This is a genomic window from Streptosporangium sp. NPDC050148, from assembly GCF_055586505.1.
Window position 1 is genome coordinate 181213 of record NZ_JBVJIA010000010.1, and the last position, 19186, is coordinate 200398.

Annotated in this window: 5 protein-coding genes, 1 tRNA gene and 1 pseudogene; 2 read left to right on the plus strand and 5 right to left on the minus strand. The window is 73.3% G+C overall.

Going from position 1 to position 19186, the window contains the following annotated elements:
* Nucleotides 1-35: 35 nt before the first annotated feature.
* The 5 genes from ACZ6RT_RS14085 to ACZ6RT_RS14105 form a co-directional block, all read right to left on the minus strand.
* Nucleotides 36-5225 (minus strand): amino acid adenylation domain-containing protein, encoded by a 5190-nt coding sequence (locus ACZ6RT_RS14085; protein ID WP_470153750.1) that lies wholly within the window; start codon nt 5223-5225, stop codon nt 36-38.
* A gap of 311 nt (nt 5226-5536) precedes the next feature.
* Nucleotides 5537-8722: a non-ribosomal peptide synthetase gene (locus tag ACZ6RT_RS14090; RefSeq protein WP_470153752.1), complete on the minus strand. Its 3186-nt coding sequence runs from the start codon at nt 8720-8722 to the stop codon at nt 5537-5539.
* Nucleotides 8722-15567: an amino acid adenylation domain-containing protein gene (locus ACZ6RT_RS14095; RefSeq protein WP_470153754.1), complete on the minus strand. Its 6846-nt coding sequence runs from the start codon at nt 15565-15567 to the stop codon at nt 8722-8724. The genes ACZ6RT_RS14090 and ACZ6RT_RS14095 overlap by 1 nt, the downstream gene beginning before the upstream one ends.
* 212 nt (nt 15568-15779) lie before the next feature.
* Nucleotides 15780-16406 (minus strand): GNAT family N-acetyltransferase, encoded by a 627-nt coding sequence (locus tag ACZ6RT_RS14100; protein ID WP_470153756.1) that lies wholly within the window; start codon nt 16404-16406, stop codon nt 15780-15782.
* 161 nt (nt 16407-16567) lie between these two features.
* Nucleotides 16568-16642, minus strand: a tRNA-Leu gene (locus ACZ6RT_RS14105).
* 136 nt (nt 16643-16778) lie between these two features.
* Here ACZ6RT_RS14105 and ACZ6RT_RS14110 point away from each other — a divergent pair.
* Both ACZ6RT_RS14110 and ACZ6RT_RS14115 read left to right on the plus strand, forming a co-directional pair.
* Nucleotides 16779-17333: pseudogene (locus ACZ6RT_RS14110) on the plus strand (ANTAR domain-containing response regulator); the annotation flags it as partial.
* A 598-nt stretch (nt 17334-17931) separates the two neighbouring features.
* Entirely contained in the window at nt 17932-19095 is a 1164-nt protein-coding gene (locus tag ACZ6RT_RS14115) for a branched-chain amino acid ABC transporter substrate-binding protein (protein ID WP_470153822.1), read from the plus strand.
* Nucleotides 19096-19186: the final 91 nt, after the last annotated feature.

Below are 19186 nucleotides of genomic sequence, written 5' to 3' on the forward strand. Positions count from 1 at the left end.
TCGGCCCGGACCCGGTCTCGGAGGCGGCAGGGGTTTCAGCTCGGTTTCCGTGAGCGGTCCTTGAGGCGGTCTCGTCGCACGGCGAGCCGCCGGGCGGCGCGGTCGAGGCCGGGGGTGGGGCCTCCACCGTCCAGGTGCGCGGCGAGCGCGCGGATGGTCGGATGGCGGAACAGGTCGACGATCGGGATCTCCCTGCCCAGCGCCGTGCCCAGGCGGGCCTGGACCGCGGCGATGGCCAGCGAGTGACCGCCGATCTCGAAGAAGTTGTCGGCGGCGCCGACCCGCGGGACGCCGAGCACGGCCCGCCACACCTCGGCCACGGCCCGCTCGGTCGGGCCCGACACCTCCCCGCCCGCCCCGTCGTCCTGGCGGGGGGCGGGGCGGCGCAGCGCGGTGCGGTCGACCTTGCCGTTGGGGGTCAGCGGCAGCGCGGGCACCACGATCACCTCGGCGGGCACCGCGTGCTCGGGCAGCACCGAGCGCAGGTGCTCCAGCAGCCGCTGCGGGGCCAGGCCGGGCCTGCGGGGCACCGCGTAGGCGTGCAGCACGGTCTCGCGCCCCTCGCCCCGGTCGGCCACCGCGACGGCGGCGCGGACCTCGGGATGGGCGGTCAGCGCGGCCTCGACCTCGCCCGGCTCCACCCGGAAGCCGCGGACCTTGACCTGGTCGTCGCGCCGTCCGGCGATCGTCACCGTCCCGTCGGGGTTGAGCCGGCCGAGGTCGCCGGTGGCGAAGGAGTCCCCGGTGAAGCGGAGCCGGGTCAGCTCGGCGTCGAGGTAGCCGGTCGCCAGGTTGGCGCTGCGCACCACCACCTCGCCGAGCTCGCCAACCCCGGCGCGGGCGCCACGGGAGTCGAGGACGACCAGCTCGCTGCCCTCGATGCCGCGCCCGGCCGGGACGGGCTCGGCGCTCTCGCGCACCCGGTGCGGGATCTCGTACCAGGCGTGCGCCTGCGGGGTCTCGGTGGTGCCGTAGAAGGCGACCAGCCGGGCGGACGGGGCCAGCCGGCGCAGCCGCGCGGCGTCGGCGTGGGTGAGGCGGTCGCCGCCGGTCGCGACGAGCCGGACGTCGGGCAGCACCGCGCCGGTCCCGCAGAGCATCCTGGCCAGCTGCGGGGTCAGGTGCAGGACGCCGACGCGGTGCTCGCGCAGCCATCCGGCCAGCCGGGCGGGGTCGCGCAGCAGGTCCTGCTCGGGCATGCACAGCCGGGCGCCGGTCGCCAGCGGCACGAACAGGTCGCGCAGCGCCGGGTCGTGCGCCAGGCCCGAGAGCAGGGCGAACCGGTCGTCGGGGGTCACCTCGAAGGTGTCGGCGTACCAGGCGACGAAGTGGGCCAGCGGGCCCTCGCCGGTCAGCACCGGCTTCGGGTCGCCGGTGGTCCCGGAGGTGAGCGAGAGGTAACCACGCCCCGTCCCCGCCGAGGCGTCCTCTGAAGCGGCCTCCGCCGGAACGGCCTGCGCCGGGGCGTCCTCCGCGGGCACGGTCTCCGGCAGGGTGATCTCCGGCAGTCCGGGCAGGGGAGGCGTCCCCGGGCAGCGCAGCACGGCCACGGCCCCGGCGGCGGCGGCCTGGCGGGCCAGCACCGGCTCCGGGTGGGCCGGGTCGAGGATCACCCAGCGGGCCCCGGCGGCCAGCACCCCCAGCAGCAGGCCCGGAAGCTCGGGCACCCGTGCCCCGAGCACCGCGACCGCCCGGCCGGGCTCGACCCCGGCCGTGCGCAGCGCAGCGGTCGTGCGGCGGCGCAGCGCGGTCAGCTCCTCGTGACCCAGGCTCCGGCCCGCGCCCTCCACCACGACGCGCGGATGCAGGGTCTCCAGCGGCCCGGGCCCGTCCCAGACCGGCAGCGCGGCGGGCGGCTCCGGCTCGGACAGCCGGACCCGGCGCGCCGCCTCGCCGGGACGCTCCAGCAGGCCGGCCAGCAGGCGCCGGTAGGAGGCCAGCAGGGACTCCATCCTGGCGGCAGAGAACAGGTCGGGGTTGTAGACGAGCTGCAGCGCGTACCCGTCGCCGTGCTCGCTGACGTACATCGTCAGGTCGAACAACGCGCCCGGCAGCCCGGCCGCCAGCGCCTCGGTCTCACACCCGGGCAGGTCGAGCTTGGGCTCGGCGAAGTTGTACATGTTGAACATGACCTGCGTCACCGGGTTGCGGCCCAGGTCGCGCGGGACGCGCAGCGCGTCCACGACGCGCTCCAGCGGCACCTCGCCGTGCGCGACGACCTCGGCCAGCTCGTCCCGGCAGCGGGCCACGTGCTCCTCGAAGGAGGACTCGGCGTCCTGGCGCAGCCGCAGCGGCAGCACCCGCACGCACATGCCGACCAGCGACTCGAACGCCACGTGCCCCCGGTCGGCGTACGGGGCGCCGACCACCAGGTCGTCCTGCCCGGACAGCCGGGACAGCAGCTCGGCGAACGCGGCCAGCAGCACCGGGTACGGGGTGACCCCCATCCGCAGCGCCAGCTCCCTGACACGGCCTCCGACGGATGCGTCAAGCTCCGCTGTTAGGAGCGCTCCAAAAAAGGTCTGCACCGGAGGGCGGGGGGCGTCCCTGGGCAGGTCGAGGACCATGGGGGCGTCCCGCAGGTGCTCGCGCCACCAGTCGACGGCCCCGCCGTTCGAGCGCTCCCTGGACCAGGCCACGTAGTCCCCGAGCGACGCGCCGGCCGGTCCCGGCCCGTCGCCCCGGTAGGCGGCGCTCAGGTCGCGGTAGAAGACGTCCTGCGACCAGCCGTCGAAGACGACGTGGTGCACGGTCACCGCGAGCACGTGGTCGTCGCCGGCCAGCCGCACCAGCCGGGCCCGCAGCAGCGGACCGTTCTCCAGGTCGAAGCGCGTCCGGGCCTCGTCCTGCAGCAGCGCCCGCAGGGCGGCCTCGGGGTCGGGGGCCGCCGAGAGGTCGTCGAGCGGGAGCGGCACCTCGCCGGCGGGGGCGACCGTGACGTACGGCGCGCCGTCGCGGGAGGGGATGCGCCAGCGCAACGCCTCGTGCCGGGTCACCACGGCCTCCAGGGCACGCCGGAGCGCGTCGTGGTCGAGCGGGCCGCGGACCCGTTCGGCCATCGCGATGTTGTGCGCGGGCGTCTCGGGGGCGAGCCGCTCGACGAACCACATGCGCCGCTGCGCGGGCGAGAGCGACGGCCCCTCGCCACCGGCCGCGCCCGGGGTGCCGGACGCGCCGAACGCGCCGGCGAGGGCGTCCCCGGTGCCGCACGGGGGAGCCTGCTCCAGGCCGGACGACAGGGCGCCGTAGGTACGGGCCGCGTAGACGTCCTCGACCGAGATGTCCCGGCCGAGCTCGGCGCGGACGGCCGACACCAGCCGCATCGCCCGCAGCGAGTGCCCGCCGCGCTCGAAGAAGTCGTCGTCGGGGCGGGGGGCCGGGGCGTCCAGCACCCGCGCCCAGATGCCCGCCAGGCCGGGGGCCGCGGCGGGGGAGCCGGGGGAGTCAGGGCTGTCAGGGGCGTCGGGGATGCCGGGGGTGTCCCCGGACAGGGCCCGCAGGGCGGCGAGGTCGACCTTGCCGGAGGAGTTCAGCGGCAGGACCGGGACGCGCACCACCCGGGTGGGCAGCATGTACACCGGCAGCCGCCGCGCGCAGTGCTCGCGCAGCTCGGCCTGTCCGGGCGCGTCCAGCGGCGCGACGTAGGCCACCAGCTCGCCGGGGGCGTCGACCACCGCCTGCTTCACCCCGGGATGGGCGCGGACGACCGACTCGACCTCGCCGATCTCGACCCGCTGTCCCTGGATCTTCACCTGCCGGTCCAGCCGCCCCATGAAGGCGATCCGGCCGTCGGGCTGCCAGGCCACGTGGTCGCCGGTGCGGTAGAGCCGCGCCCCGGGCGTCGCCGAGAACGGGTCGGGCACGAACCGCCCGGCCGTCATGCCGGGCAGGCCCAGGTAGCCGCGGCTGACCTGCGGGCCGCCGATGTACAGCTCGCCCGGGACGCCGACGGGACACTCGCGCATGTCCTCGTCCAGGATGTGCGCCCGGCAGCCGCGCAGCGGGAACCCGATCGGCAGCGACCGCTCCCAGGTGCCCGACAGCTCGGTGCCGACGACGCACACGGTCGTCTCGGTGGGGCCGTACCAGTTGTGGAAACGGGTCCGCGCCGACCAGCGCTCCACCTGCTCCGGGCCGGGCGGCTCGCCCGCGGTGACCAGGTCGCGCAGGTGCGGCAGCCCGGCCGGGTCGACCAGCGGCAGCAGCGCCGGGGGGATGAACCCCCAGGTGACGTCGTGAGCCTCCAGGAAGCGCTGCAGGCGGGCCGGGTCGGTCCTGTCCTCGTCCGGCACCAGCTGCACGCACCCGCCGGAGGCCAGCGGGGTGAACATGTCCAGCACCGAGACGTCGAAGCCGAGCGCGGAGAAGGCGATCGACCGGCAGGTGCCGTCCAGGTCGAAGTGGGCCGCCGAGGCGGTGACGAAGGCGACCGCCGAGGAGTGGTTCACGACCACTCCCTTGGGGCGGCCGGTCGATCCGGAGGTGTACAGCACGTAGGCGGCGTTCCCGGGCCGGGGCGCGGCGCCGGTGCCGGCGAGCGCGGCCGCGGTGATCGCGTCACCGGTGGCCCCGATTCCGGTCGTGTCGCCGGTTCCGGATGTCGTATCACCGTTTTCGGACGCGGTGACGGCGGTGGTGCCGGTCAGGGGTGCGACGGTTGTGACGGCCGAGGCCCCGGCGGGGGTATCGGCGGTAATTTCGGACACGGTTTGGGAGGCCGTATCGATTTCCGGCTCCACCAGGACGCGCCCGGAGCCGTCGAGCAGCCCACGGCCGCGCCGGTCGGTCACCACCACCGTGATGCCGGCGTCGTCGAGCACCTCGTCCAGCCGCCGCCGCGGGTGCGCCGGGTCCAGCGGGACGTACGCGCCACCGGCGAGCATGATGCCGAGGGCGGCGACGGGCATCGTCGAAGTGCGCGCGGAGCAGAGCCCCACCCGGTCCTCCGGCCCCACGCCCAGGGCGCGTAACCGCAGCGCAAGGGCGGTGGCCGCGTCCATCAGGCCGCGGTAGGTCAGACGAGTCTCCCACTGCCGGACCGCGGGCGCGAACGGTGTCCGTGCTGCCTGGGCGGCGATGAGGTCGCACAGGAGCGCCTCCGGAGCGGTGTGCGCCGGGCCGGTCGTCCAGGAGGCGGGAGCGGGAGCCGCCGGCGCCTCAGGCATGGTGAACGGCCCCCCGGTCACCGATGCGGACGACGAGTCCTCCCGCGTCGCTTCGAGCATCCACCCCCCATTGCCCCAAACAGGGTTTTTGCCCTGTCAAGTATTCACAAGTCTCAAGCCAGATCATTCCTAATGTTTACGTCACTGGGCAGTCAAGGGTTGAAAGTTAAACCTGTGTCGGAATGCCGGTTTCGGCTGTCCCCCAAGATCGCAAAGGGGGTTGACCGCCCGGAATCACCGCAGGTCACCGTGATCGGTTAGACGGAAGGTGACCGTCCACTTCCCTCTGTCGCGAACCACGGTGACCCGGCATCACGTGACGTAATGGCGCGCTGACCAACAGCAAATGTCCTAAATCCTTATTTCGGTCGTCAGTTCATCACGCTGTCATCCCGGTCGTAGTCACCGGCGATCCGCTCGGCCTCCTCGTCGGTCAACCGGTCGATCTCCGCGGCCAGCACCTCCTCCACCACCAGGGCGAGACGGCGGACCGTGCGCGTGTCGAACAGGGCGTTGAGCGGCAGGTCCACGCCCACCGCCGAGCAGATCCTGGCGATCACCTTGGTGCCGAGCAGCGAGTGACCGCCCACCTCGAAGAAGTCGTCGTCGACGCCGAAGCCGTTCCTGCCCAGCACCTCGCACCAGATCTCGTGCACCAGCTCCTCGCTCGCCGTGCCCGGGGCGGCGGGCGGCGCCGTCGCGTCCGGCGCGCCGCCCGCGGCCGGGGAGGGCAGCGCGGAGCGGTCGAGCTTGCCGTTGGGCAGCCGGGGCACCCGCCCCAGCGGCACGAAGACGCTCGGCACCATCGTGGCGGGCAGTCGCGACGCCAGGAACGCCCGCAGCCGCCCGGAAGGCACCCCTTCCCCGCCGTCGCCGTCCGCGCCGTCCGCGCCGGTCGCGTCGGTGCCGGGGTCCATGTCCACGTACGCCACCAGCGCCCGGCCGCCGGGGGCGTCGTCGCGGACCGCGGCGACCACCCGGCGCACCCCCGGGCAGGCCGCCAGCGCCGCCTCCACCTCGCCCAGCTCGATCCGCACGCCCCGCACCTTCACCTGGTCGTCGGCGCGTCCCAGGAACTCCAGGGTGCCGCCGGCCGACCGCCGCACCAGGTCGCCGGTCCGGTACAGCCGCCCCCCGGGCGTGCCCGAGAAGGGGTCGGGGACGAAGCGCTCCGCGGTCAGCTCCGGCCGTCCCCGGTAGCCGCGGGTCACCCCGTCGCCCCCCAGGAACAGCTCCCCGGCCACCCCGACCGGCACCGGCTCCATGTGCCCGTCCAGCACGTACGCCGTGGTGCCCGCGACCGGCACGCCGATCGACATCGATCCCGCGTCCCGCGGCACCCGGTGCGCCAGCGACCAGATCGTCGTCTCGGTGGGCCCGTAGAGGTTCCACAGCTCACCGGCGACCCGGTGGATCCGCGTGGCGAGCGCCACCGAAAGCGGTTCCCCGCCGCTGAACACCCGCGGCAGCCCGGCCGGCAGCCGCTCGGTGATCTCCTCCAGCACCGACGGCGGCGCCTGCACCGTCGTCACCCCCGCCCGCGCCACCAGCTCGCCCAGGGCGCCGTTGCCGTACGGGGGAGCGAGCACCACCGCGCCCCCCGCCGTCAGCGGCCCGAAGATCTCCAGCGCCGCGATGTCGAACGAGAGCGAGGTCAGCAGCAGCATCCGCTCCCGCTCGGTGAAACCGAACCCGGTGACCAGGTTCACCACCCCCCGGTGCGGCACCACCACGCCCTTGGGCCGTCCCGTCGACCCCGACGTGTAGATCACGTACGCGGGCGCGTCCGGGGAGAGCGGCTCCGGCTCCAGGACGGGCCCGCCGTTCACCGGCAGCGTGTCCAGCAGGATCGCCGGGGGATGGTCCGGCGGCAGCCGCTCCACCGTCGTCGAGCGGGTCAGCAGCAGCGGGGTACCCGAGTCGGAGAGCATGAACGAGAGCCGGTCCGCCGGGTAGTCCGGGTCCAGCGGCACGTACGCGCCGCCCGCCTTGAGCACCGCGAGCAGCGCCACGATCAGCTCCACGCCGCGCGGCAGGCAGACCGCGACCGGGGTCTCGGCCCGCACGCCGCGCTCGCGCAGCCTCCGGGCCAGCACACCCGCCCGCCGTTCCAGCTCCCCGTAGGTCAGCTCGCCCTCGTCCCAGACCACCGCCGTCGCGTCCGGCGCCCGCCCGGCCCGCTCGGCGATCAGCTCGTGCAGGCAGCGCTCGGGGTAGGAGGCCGCGGGGCCGTGCCAGGACGACAGCACCCGGGCCCGCTCCGCGCCGTCCATCAGCGGCAGCCGGGACAGCGGCGTCTCCGGGTCGGCCACGGCCGCGCCGAGCAGCGTCAGGAACCCCGACACCAGGCGGCGGACGGTCGCCTCGTCGTACAGGTCCGTGCTGTACTCGACCCAGCCCTCCAGGGAGCCCTCGGGGTTGTGCAGCTCCATCGTGAGGTCGGTCTGGGAGGTGCCGTTGCCGAACCGGCCGCGCCCGTCCACCGCGACCTGGTTGAACCCCGCCTGGAACAGCGGCGTCCTGCCGGGGTCGCGCGGCGGGTCCACGGCCTCCACCAGCTTGGCGAACGGCACGTTCTGGTGGTCGAACGCCTCCAGCACGGTCGTGCGGACCCGGTCCAGCGCCTCGGCGAACGAGGGGTCGCCCCCCAGGTCGGTCCGGAGCGGCAGCGTGTTGACGAACATGCCGATCAGGCCGTCCAGCTCGGGCAGCTCTCGACCGGCGACCGGGCAGCCCACCACGACGTCCGTCCGCCCGCTCCAGCGCGCCAGCAGCGCCGAGAACGCCGTCAGCAGCACCATGAACGGGGTCGTGCCCCGCGCCCTGGCCAGCGCGCCCACCCGCTCCGACAGCTCCTCGGGCACCGTGAAGTCCAGCACGTCGCCCAGGTAGCTCAGCTGCGCCGGGCGCGGCCGGTCACCCGGCAGCTCCAGCGGGACGCTGCCGCGCAGCCGCTCCTTCCAGTAGGCCAGGTCGGCGTCGAGCTCGCCGCCGCCCAGCCGGTCGCGCTGCCAGGCCGCGTAGTCGGCGTACTGGATCGGCAGCTCGGGCAGCACGGGCTCGCGGCCCTCGCGCAGCGCGAGGTAGGTCTCGCTCAGCTCCCGCGAGAACACGCCGGACGACCAGGCGTCGAAGACCGTGTGATGCATGATCGCCACCAGCCGCCACTCGCCGCCGCCCAGCGTCACCAGCCGTGCCCGCCAGAGCGGCGCGGTCTCCAGCCGGAAGGGCCGCCGCGCGTCCTCGGCCGCGATCCGCTCGAACTCCGCCCTGGCCGCCTCGGGCGCCAGGTGCGACAGGTCGGTCCTTTCCAGCGTGACCGGCACCCGGTCCGCGATCGTCTGCACGACCTGCTCGTCGCGCAGCTCGAACGCGGTCCGCAGCGACTCGTGCCGGCCGGCCAGCCTCGCCAGCGCCCGCTCCAGCAGCTCCGGATCCACCGGCCACAGGGCGGCCAGCTGCGAGGACCAGGCGATGTTGTAGACCGCCAGCTCCGGCATGAGCTCGTGCAGGAACCAGATCCGCTCCTGGGCGAACGAGGCGGGGAAGACGTCCATCAAACTTTCTCCTTCAGGCATTCGCGGAGCTGGTCGGCGATCGCGGGCAGGGCGGCCGTCTCGCCCAGGGTGGCCAGCCAGTGCCACTGCTCCAGGGCGTGGCAGAGCAGGTAGAAGGCCAGGCGCTCGGCCTGGTCGTCCGGCAGGTCGCCGTAGCCCTCCAGCAGGTGCCGCCGCCGCTCCGCGTCGCCCCTGACCGCGAAGTACTCGGTGCGCGCCAGGTCCATCAGCGGGTCGCCGCCCAGCGCGTTCTCCATGTCGATCACACCGGTCATCCGCAGCGCGCCGTCCCGCGTCTCGACCATCACGTTGCGCTCGTGGAAGTCGTTGTGGCACAGCACCGGGACGGTGCAGCGCGCCAGCAGGTGGCGGTCGCGGGCGATCCGGCCGGTCAGCTCCGCGTGCAGCGCGGGGTCCCCGCCGAAGTCGACGAACTGCGCCAGCAGCGTCTCCAGCCGCGCGCCCAGGTAGGCGTCGTTGGAGGGCTCCTGGGGCCCCTCCATCGGACCGAAGCCCTCCACGCGCACCCCGTGGATCGCCCGCAGTGTCCGCCCCATCTCCCGGTACAGCGGCGCGATCTCCTCGCCCGACAGCCCGGCGGAGACCTCCGACAGCGGCCGTCCCGCCACCTTCGTCATCACCGAGTACGGGTGCGGCAGCTCGCGCCGCGAGTCGTCCCAGTGCACCACCTCGGGGCACCGGGCGCCGCTGCCGCGCAGCAGCTCGTAGACGCGCACCTCCTTGTGCAGCCGGGCCGCCAGCACGTTCGGGTAGATCTTCACGATCAGGTCCCGGTCGGCGCACCCGACCTCGTACACCGCGCTGATCTCGCCGCCGGTCCGCAGCGTCACCCGGCGCACCTCCACGTCCGGGAACGGCACGCGCAGCAGCGCCCGCGCCCGCTCGGGCGGCAGCGGCATGGTGATCGCCTTGGCGAACGCCGGCGCGGTCCACGACACGCTCACCCGGTTGCCCGCCCGCTCGCGCAGGATCTGCGCGCCCACCAGGTCGTCCGGCTGGGCGTCGGGCATCTCGTCGTCGAACGTGGACAGCACCCGGGTGCGCATCGAGATCAGCACGTGCACCGCGATGCCCAGGCCCAGCAGGATGTACATCAGCGCGACCCCGCGGCCGGGGCCGACCCCGATCACCGAGCCCACCGTCGGCGCCAGCGCCCCCTCGGGCATCAGCAGCGGGTTGAGCAGCCGCTCGCCCATCGGCGCCACCACCGCCATGCCGATCGGCAGCGTCGACCACGACACCATCTGGTTGAGCGACTGCACCCGGCCGTGGAAGCGCTGCGGCACCTTGGTGTGGATGATCGTCAGGAAGGTCCCGTTGACGATCGACAGACAGCCCCACAGGCCGAACGCGCCGATCCCCACCACCAGGGGGGACGGGTGCAACCCGGTGATCACCGCGAACACCGAGAGCGCCAGCGTCGCCAGCAGCACCCCGCGCATCCGCCGTCGTCGCGGCCCGCCCCACAGCGCGATCACCAGGCCGCCCAGCGCCCCGCCCAGGCCGCCGACGAAGGAGATCTGACCGGCGACCGTCAGCGTGGAGAACGACAGCACCAGCGGCGTGATCGACAGCAGCAGCGCGGCGAGCATCACGTTGAGCGTGGCGAAGTAGATCATCGCCGCCCGCAGGTGGCGGTTGCCGATCGACATCCGCAGGCCCTGCGCGATCTCCTTGGAGAGCGGCTCCCTGGGGGAGTGCGCCATCGTGTCCGGGAAGCGGATCAGCAGCAGGGCGCCCAGCACCAGTGCGAAGCTCGCCACGTCGATCACGAGGATGCCGCCCAGGCCGATCGAGGAGAGCAGCGCCACCGCCAGCAGCGGCGCCGCGAACTGTGCGGTTCCGATCACCATCTGGACCACCCCGGCCGCGTGCCCCATGTACTCCTTGGGGACCAGCTGGGGGAGCGCCGTGGTGAAGCCCAGCCGCTGGAAGATCAGGGCGATCGACAGGCACGCCGTCAGCGGGTAGATGTGCCAGATCTCCAGCGCGCCCGTCCAGAACAGCGCGCCCAGGACCAGCTGGGTGCCCCCGGCCATGCAGTTGCCGAGGATCATCATGGCGCGCCGGCTCGACCGGTCCACCACGGCTCCGGCCAGCGGCGCGATCAGCACGCCCGGCATGATGGACAGGGCCACGAACAGGGCGAAGTCCACCAGCGAGCCGGTGGTCAGGTAGATCCACACCGGGATCGCGAAGTCGGTGATCGCGGTGCCCACCATCGACACGAGCTGGAACGCCGCCACGATCAGGAACCGCCGCAGGCTGGGCGGAGGCGCCTTCCCGGCCGTGCGCGCGGGAGCCGTGCGCGCGGGGGCGCTCCTCGCCGTCCGCGCGGGCGCCGTCGTCGTCACCGGCGACGGTTTCACGGGTACGGCCGTGCCGGTCGCCGGTGTCGGCGGTGGGGGTGCCGGATCGGCCCGTCCGGGTTCCGTCCCCGGGGACCCCGTCTCCGGGGACTCCGTCTCCGGGGAGCGGACCGAGACCTCCTCGACCCACCATCCCGCCCCCGGGCCCCGGGAGGCCCGGTCCAGGGTGTGCGCGGCCTCGTACCCGATGGCGATGTGCGTGTTGGTGAGGATCTCCGACAGCTCAGCCGCCCGATATTTCAGGAAATAGTGTCCTGCTTCATCCAGGATCACCAGCGCCGCGGTGTCGCTCAGGAAGTGCCACTCGCGGTAACGCTCCATGTAGTAGTCGGTCGTCGGGTCCTGCTCGCCCACCACCGAGATCACCGGTGCCCGCAGCCGCTCCACCTGCTCCGCCAGCGCCTTGGTGAAGATCTCCTCCGCGATCAGCGTGTCCCGCCGCTGGTTGCGCACCATGAACCGGATCTGCTCGTCGTCCAGCCCGGAGATGTCGGTCCCCATGGACTTCATCCGGTTCTCGTACACCCGGTCGCCGCGCAGCCGGTCGTAGCGGGTCAGCCGCGCCAGCGGCCCCGCGATCCGTCCCCGGGGCCGGGCGAACGGGAAGATCGCCCCGATGTACACCGCCTCCAGCGCGCGGCCCCGCGCCTCCAGCCGGCGCGCCACCTCCACCACCAGCGCCCCGCCGATGCCGCAGTGCCCGTACAGCGCCAGCGGGCCCTCCACCTGCGACAGGATCTCCTCCACGCACAGGTCCGCGACCTCCTCGAACGGCCGCGTCTCCTCGTCCGGCAGCCCCGGGTCGTGCCCGGGGAAGGCCAGCGCGTGCAGCGCGCACCCGTCCGGCAGCGCGTCGGCCAGCGGCTGGAAGATCAGCGGGCTGCCGCCGCCGTAGGGCACGCACACGTACGTCATCAGGCGCGGCCCCGGCGCGGTCAGCTCGTACAGCAGGCTCCGCGGCCCCGACGGGCCCGCGGGCCGCTCCACCAGCGCGGCCAGTTCGCGCACCGTCGGGTGCTTGAACAGGTCCATCACCCCGACCGCCCGGCCCCCGGTCACCGGCAGCGCCTTGCGCATCCGCGCCACCGCCTGGATCGCGACCAGCGAGTGACCCCCCAGCTCGAAGAAGTCACCGTCGGCGCCGACCGACTCCACCCCCAGCAGCTCCCGCCAGATGTCGGCGATCGCCCGCTCCACCGGCGTCCGCGGCTCGGCCCCGGCCCCGGCCGGCTCGACGGGACGGCCAGGCGCGGGCAGCGCGCCGCGGTCCAGCTTGCCGTTCGGGCTCAGCGGCAGCGCGTCCAGCACCACGAACGCCGAGGGCACCATGTGCTCGGGCAGCGTCAGTTTCAGCGCCCGCCGCAGCTCCGCCCCGTCCGTCGCCGCGCCCGCCCCGCCCTCCGCGCCGTCCGACGTCCCGTTCCCCGTGCCCGCCGCGCCGCCCTCCGGGACCACGTACGCCACCAGCCGCCGGTCGTCCGGCGCGCCGTCCTGGCGTACCGTGACCACCGCCTCGCGCACCCCGGGCAGCCCGCGCAGCGCCGCCTCGATCTCGCCCGGCTCGATCCGCTGCCCCCGGATCTTCACCTGGTGGTCGATCCGTCCCAGGAACTCGACGGCACCGTCACGGCGCAGCCGCGCCAGGTCGCCGGTCCGGTACAGCCGCGCCCCGGCCTCGCCGAACGGGTCGGGCACGAACCGTTCCGCGGTCAGGCCGGGCCGGGCGTGGTAGCCCATCGCCACCTGCACCCCGCCGATGTGCAGCTCCCCGGGCACCCCGAACGGCACCGGGCGCAGGTGCCCGTCCAGCACGTACAGGGACGTGTTCCGCACCGGATGCCCGATCGGGATCCTGTCCTCACCCGGGCGGCACCGCCACAGGCTCACGTCGATCGCCGCCTCCGTCGGCCCGTACAGGTTGTGCAGTTCCGCGCCCGGTAATCGGTCGAAGAACCGCGCGGCCACGTGCGGGGCCAGCTCCTCGCCGCTGCACACCACCCGCCGCAGCGACGACCCGCACGCCTCGACGCCCTCCTCCTCCAGGAACGCCGCCAGCATCGAGGGCACGAAGTGCGTCGTCGTCACCCCCCGGTGCACGATCAGGTCACGCAGGTACGCCGCGTCCCGGTGCCCGCCGGGACGGGCCAGCACCAGCCGCGCGCCGGTCACCAGCGGCCAGAAGAACTCCCACACCGACACGTCGAACCCCGCCGGGGTCTTCTGCAGCACCACGTCGTCACCGGTCAGCCGGTAGACCTCCTGCATCCAGCCCAGCCGGTTGCGGATGCCCGCGTGCGAGTTGGGCACCCCCTTGGGCCGTCCCGTCGACCCCGAGGTGTAGATCATGTACGCCGCGTCCGCCGAGGTCGCCGAGGGCTCCACCGGCGTGCCGGGCCCGTCCAGCGGATCGTCCAGCACCACCGTCACCACCCGGCCGGCCCCCGCGCCGTTCCCCGTGCTCGTGCCGCTGTCCGTGCCGTTCCCCGCGCCGCCCGTGCTCGTGCCGTTCTGCGGGCCCGTGCCGGCCGCCGTGCCGTCCCGCAGTCCGGGAAGCGTCTCCAGCACCGCCCGCTGCGCCAGCAGCACCGGAACGTCCGCGTCGGCCAGCATGAACGCCAGCCGCTCCGGCGGGTAGTCCGGGTCCAGCGGCACGTACGCCCCGCCCGCCTTGACCACGCCCAGCAGCGCCACCACCAGCTCGACCGACCGCTCGGCGCACACCGCCACCAGCGAGCCGCGCCGCACCCCCAGCTCCCGCAGCCGGTGCGCCAGCCGGTTGGCCCGCGTCTCCAGCCCCGCGTACGTCAGGCGCTCGCCCTCGAACTCCACCGCCACCGCCCCGGGCGTCCGCGCCACCTGCGCCTCGAACATCCCGCCCAGCGTCGCCCCGTCCCGGTACGGCTCACCCGGGCCTGCCGCGCACGCCAGCACCCGCTCGCGCTCGGTGGCCGACAGCAGCTCCAGCTCCGAGATCCGCGCCCCGGGGGCGGCCACCGCCGCCTCCAGCAGCGTCCCCAGCTGCGCGACCATCCCCTCCACCGTGGCCGCGTCGAACAGGTCGCGGTTGTAGACGAACAGACCGCCCATCCCGCCCGGCTGCTCGGTCAGGAACAGCTCCAGGTCGAAGCGCGTCGCCCTGGCCTCGAACTCGAACGGCTCCACCTCCAGCCCCGGCCAGCGCGTCCCCTTCCTGCTGCCGTAGCTCTGCAGCGCGAAGACCGTCTGGAACACCGGCGAGCGGCTCACGTCCCGCTCCACGCCCAGCTCCCCGACCAGCTGCTCGAACGGCAGCTCCTGGTGCTCGTACGCCTCCAGGGTGGTCCGCCTGACCCGCGCCAGCAGCTGTGAGAACGTCGGGTCCCCCGACAGGTCGGCCCGCATGGCCAGCACGTTCACGAACATGCCGATCACGCTCTCCAGCTCCTTGCGGGGCCGCCCGCCCACCGGGGAGCCGACCGCGAAGTCCTCCTGGCGCGCGTAGCGGCCCAGCAGCACCTGGTAGGCCGCGAGCAGCACCATGTACAGCGTCGCGTCGGACTCCCGTGCCAGCCGCGCCAGCCGTTCCGTCAGCCCGGCGCTCAGCGAGAAACCCTTCGAGGCGCCCGCGAACGTCTGCTCGCCACGCCGCCGCCCGTCCAGCGGAAGCTCCAGCGGCGCCACCCCGGCCAGCCGCGACCGCCAGTACGACAGGCTCGCCTCCGAGGCCGGCCGCTCCCGCTGCCAGAGCGCGTAGTCGCCGTACTGCAGGGCGGGCCCGTCCGGTTCCGCCCCCGCGTAGCAGGCTCCCAGCTCCTCGGCCAGGATGTCGGCGGACCAGCCGTCACCGCAGATGTGGTGCAGGGCCACCAGCAGCACGTGCTCCTCGGCACCCCCCTCGGCACCGTCTGCGTCCCCGGCGTCCCCGGCGTCCCCGGCGTCCCCGGCGTCCGCCGCGCCGTCTGCGTCCCCGATGTCCCCGGTGCCGCCCTCGCCCACCCGTACCAGCAGCACCCGCAGCAGCGGCCCCCGCGCCAGGTCGAACGGTATCGCCGCCGCGTCGCTCACCAGGCGCAGCGCCGTCGTCACGTCGGCCGCCCGGGCCCGCTCCAGCGGGACCTCCACCCGCTCCTGGACCACCGCCGACGGGCGCCCGTCCTCGTCGGAAGGGAAGAGGGTCCGCAGGCTCTCGTGCCGGGCGACCACCCTCGCGACCGCCCGCTCCAGCGCCGCGACGTCCAGCCGGCCCCTCAGCCGCAGCGTCATCGGGATCGTGTACGCGGCGGTGCCCGGGGCGAACCGGTCCATGAACCACAGCCGCTCCTGCCCGAACGAGAGCGGTGCCGCCCGGCCCGGTTCCCGGCGGGGAATCGTGAACGCCGGATCGGGCGCGCGGCGGCGCAACCGTTTCTCCAGTAGTGCTCGCTTGGCCTCGGAAAGCTGGGCGGTGCTCGGGGACGGGCCAGGCGAGGACGTCACACGGATCTCACTTTCCGCAGGAAACGGGCATGCTCCGCGGACATGGGGCGCCGGATCACTACACGAACGCTTCCCTTTCCGTGGAAACAATGACATTCATGCATATCCGTCGAACCGAGTCGAGATCAACCGTAATCAAGATTAAAGACAGGGTTCGTTCATCGCGCGTTCCCGGGACGTTCCGTAACTCCCGCCCGCCCCATGCGTGTCCCCTATGGGCGCGGACCGGATCCCTCGTACTCCCATGTCCGTAATGCCACCGGCCGTCCCTTCTCCTCGGTGGGCACCGGCGGGGCGTCCGTCAGGCGGTACCCGGCCGCGCGGGCCACCGCCACGCTCGCGGTGTTGCCGTCCTCGATCTCCAGCAGCAGCCGCGCCACCCCGACCGTCTCGCGGGCGAACTCCGTCATCAGCCGGACCGCCGCCGACGCCAGCCCGCGCCCGCGCCAGGCGGCCCCCAGGCTGTAGCCGATCTCGGCCACGTCCAGGCCCAGCCCGCTCAGCATCAGCAGCACCTCGCCGGCGGGCTCGCCCCCGTCGACGGTGATCGCCAGCTGCACGCGTTCCCCGGCCGCCCGCCGCTGCCGGGACCGCTCCAGGTAGGTCCGTGCCGCCTGCGGGTCGAACGGCGAGACCAGCGGCGTCCAGTAGGCCACCTCGGGATCGTCGAACAGCCTCACCATCGCGTCGAGGTCGTCGTCGTCCCACTCGCGCAGCACCACCCCGTGCCCGCTCAGCCTCACCCGCTCCGGAAGGCGCGTCCGGCTCCGGTACGGGTCCTGCCCGTCCTCCGGCGTGCGTCCGTCCCGCTCCTCCCGGCCGTCCTCGACGACCTCCACGCAGCCACCTCCCGTTACGGCGCCTTCCGGGGACCCCCGGCCCTGCTGGCAACCTACTCGCCGCGGGGCCGTCGCCGCCGTCCCCGCCCGCGCGAGGGCCGGTGCCGTTCATCTCCGGGAACGACAAAACCGCCCGGCTGGGAAGCCGGGCGGTCGACATGTGCCCCGGGTGGGACTCGAACCCACACTGTACGGGTTTTGAATCCGCTCCCTCATGCCAATTGGGGTACCGGGGCAGGAATTCGAACGTGTCCGAATTTATCCAAAACGCTTGCCGTGCAGCCTAGCCGATGACGATCCCTTGACCGGTACCGGCGTGGTCCCAATCTAGCGGACGTCGGTACTCTCTTGCTCGTGAGTACGCAGCGGCGAGTGGTGATCGCGGAAGACGAGGCTCTGATCCGCCTCGACCTCAAGGAGATGCTGGAGGAGGAGGGGTATGCGGTCGTCGCGGAGGCCGGTGACGGGGAGTCGGCGGTCACGCTGGCGCTGGAGCACCGGCCGGATCTGGTGATCCTGGATGTGAAGATGCCCATCCTGGACGGGATCTCCGCGGCCGAGCGGATCGTGTCGCAGCGGGTCGCCCCCTGCCTGATCCTCACCGCCTTCTCGCAGCGCGACCTGGTCGAGCGGGCCAGGGACGCCGGCGCGATGGCGTACCTGGTGAAGCCGTTCACCAAGTCCGACCTGGTGCCGGCGATCGAGATGGCGGTCAGCAGGCACCAGGAGATGGCCGCGCTGGAGCGCGAGGTGGGGACCCTCTCCGAGCGCCTGGAGACGCGCAAGCTGGTCGAGCGGGCCAAGGGCCTGCTGATGGAGCGGCACGGCTGGAGCGAGCCGCAGGCCTTCCGGTGGATCCAGAAGGCCTCGATGGACCGCCGGCTGAGCATGAAGCAGGTGGCGCAGATCGTGGTATCGGACGCCGGCACGGGCGCAGCGCCCGCGGGGGAGACCGGGCAGGACGCGGGGAGCGGATCCGGCGCGGCGGGGGCCGGACCGGCCCCGGCGGGAGGGGCCGGCACGGCGGGAGGAGGGTCCGGCACGGCGGCCGGACCGGGGACGGCGGCGGGCGGGCCGGGCGCGGCCGTGCCGGGGGGCGCGGGGCCCGGTGCGGGGTCCCCGGACGCCTGACCGAGCTTTTCGGTCTTTCCGGCCCTTTTCGGTTGGGGTGGGCGAGAGCGGCCGTGACGTGCCCGGAGAGGCCGTCGGGGGACGCGCGTGACGCGGTACCGGGGGTGTGACATGGGGTTCCCGGTGCTCAAGGTGATCTCCAGGTGGCCGTAAGGTTGCCAGTGACCACGGCTTTTGCATCTGATAGCCGAAAAGGATCGGTGCTGTAACGAAGCGGTAACGGCGGGCCGTACTGTATCGACCCGTGACATCCGCTGGTTGTACTAACCGACACAACCCCTGGCCACCCGCCAGGGAGGGCATCTGTGAACCCGGGCCCGACGAAGGGCCGGGCGAAAGGAAGGCAACCTTGCGGCCTAAGACTGCACGCCTCGGTGGAGTGCTTGCCGCCAGTGTGGCGCTCACCCTCGGTCTCGCTGCCTGCGGTGGGAGTGACAGTGGTGCGGGGACCACGCCGGCCGAGGGCGGCTCCAGTGCTGCCGCCCCTGGTACCGTCAAGATCGGCTTCATGGGTGACCTGACCGGTGCCAACGCCGGTATCGTCATTCCCCCGCGGAACGGCGCGAAGCTCGCCATTGACGAGTACAACAAGACCAACCCGGCCACGAAGATCGAGCTGGTCGAGTACGACAGCCAGGGAGACCCCTCCAAGGCCGTCGCCCTGGCCCAGCAGGCCATCAAGACCGACAAGATCGTCGCGATGGTCGGCCCCGCCTTCTCCGGTGAGTCCGCCCAGGTGGCGCCGGTGCTGGAAGAGGCGAAGCTGCCGAGCATCTCGCCCTCGGCCACCAACGCCGCTCTGTCGACGAACGGCTGGAAGTTCTGGCACCGGGTGCTGCCGAGCGACAGCATCCAGGGCCCCGGCATCGGCGAGTTCATCGCCGCCGGCGTCGCCGCGAAGAACGTCTTCGTCATCGACGACAAGTCCGAGTACGGCAAGCCCCTGGCCGACGCGGTCCGCAAGACCCTCGGCGAGAAGGGCGTGAAGGTCACCAACGACTCGCTCGACCCGGCCGAGAGCGACTTCTCCTCGGTCGTCAACAAGGTCGCGGCGGCCAAGCCCGACGCGGTCTTCTTCGGCGGCTACTACGCCGCGGGCGGCAACCTGCTCAAGCAGCTCCGCGACAAGGGCGTCAAGGACACCAGGTTCCTCTCCGGCGACGGCTCGCTGGACAAGGGCCTGATCGACGGCGCCGGTGCCGCGAACGCCGAGGGCGCCCTGGTCGGCTGCCCGTGCTACATCGCCACCCCCGACGTGACCGACGAGAAGGTCAAGTCCTTCGCCGAGGCCTACAAGGCCGCCTACAGCGCCGACCCGGCGATCTACGCGGCCGAGGGCTACGACGCGGGCACGGTCTACGTCAACGCGGTCAAGGCCGGTGCGGTCACCCCCGAGAAGATCAACGAGTTCATCGCCACGGTGGACTTCAGCGGGGTTTCCAAGCAGGTCAAGTTCGAGGCCAACGGTGAGGTCTCGGCCAAGGACATCTACATCTACCAGGTCAAGGACGGCGTCATCGGCCTTCTGGGCAAGTCCGCCGAGGCCAAGGTGGGGTAGTCCGACGCGCTAAGAAGAGTAGGTAGTCGACGCGCCGGGAGCGGGAACGCCGCGTGCGTTCCCGCTCCCGTCGTACTTTCGGCAGGATCCA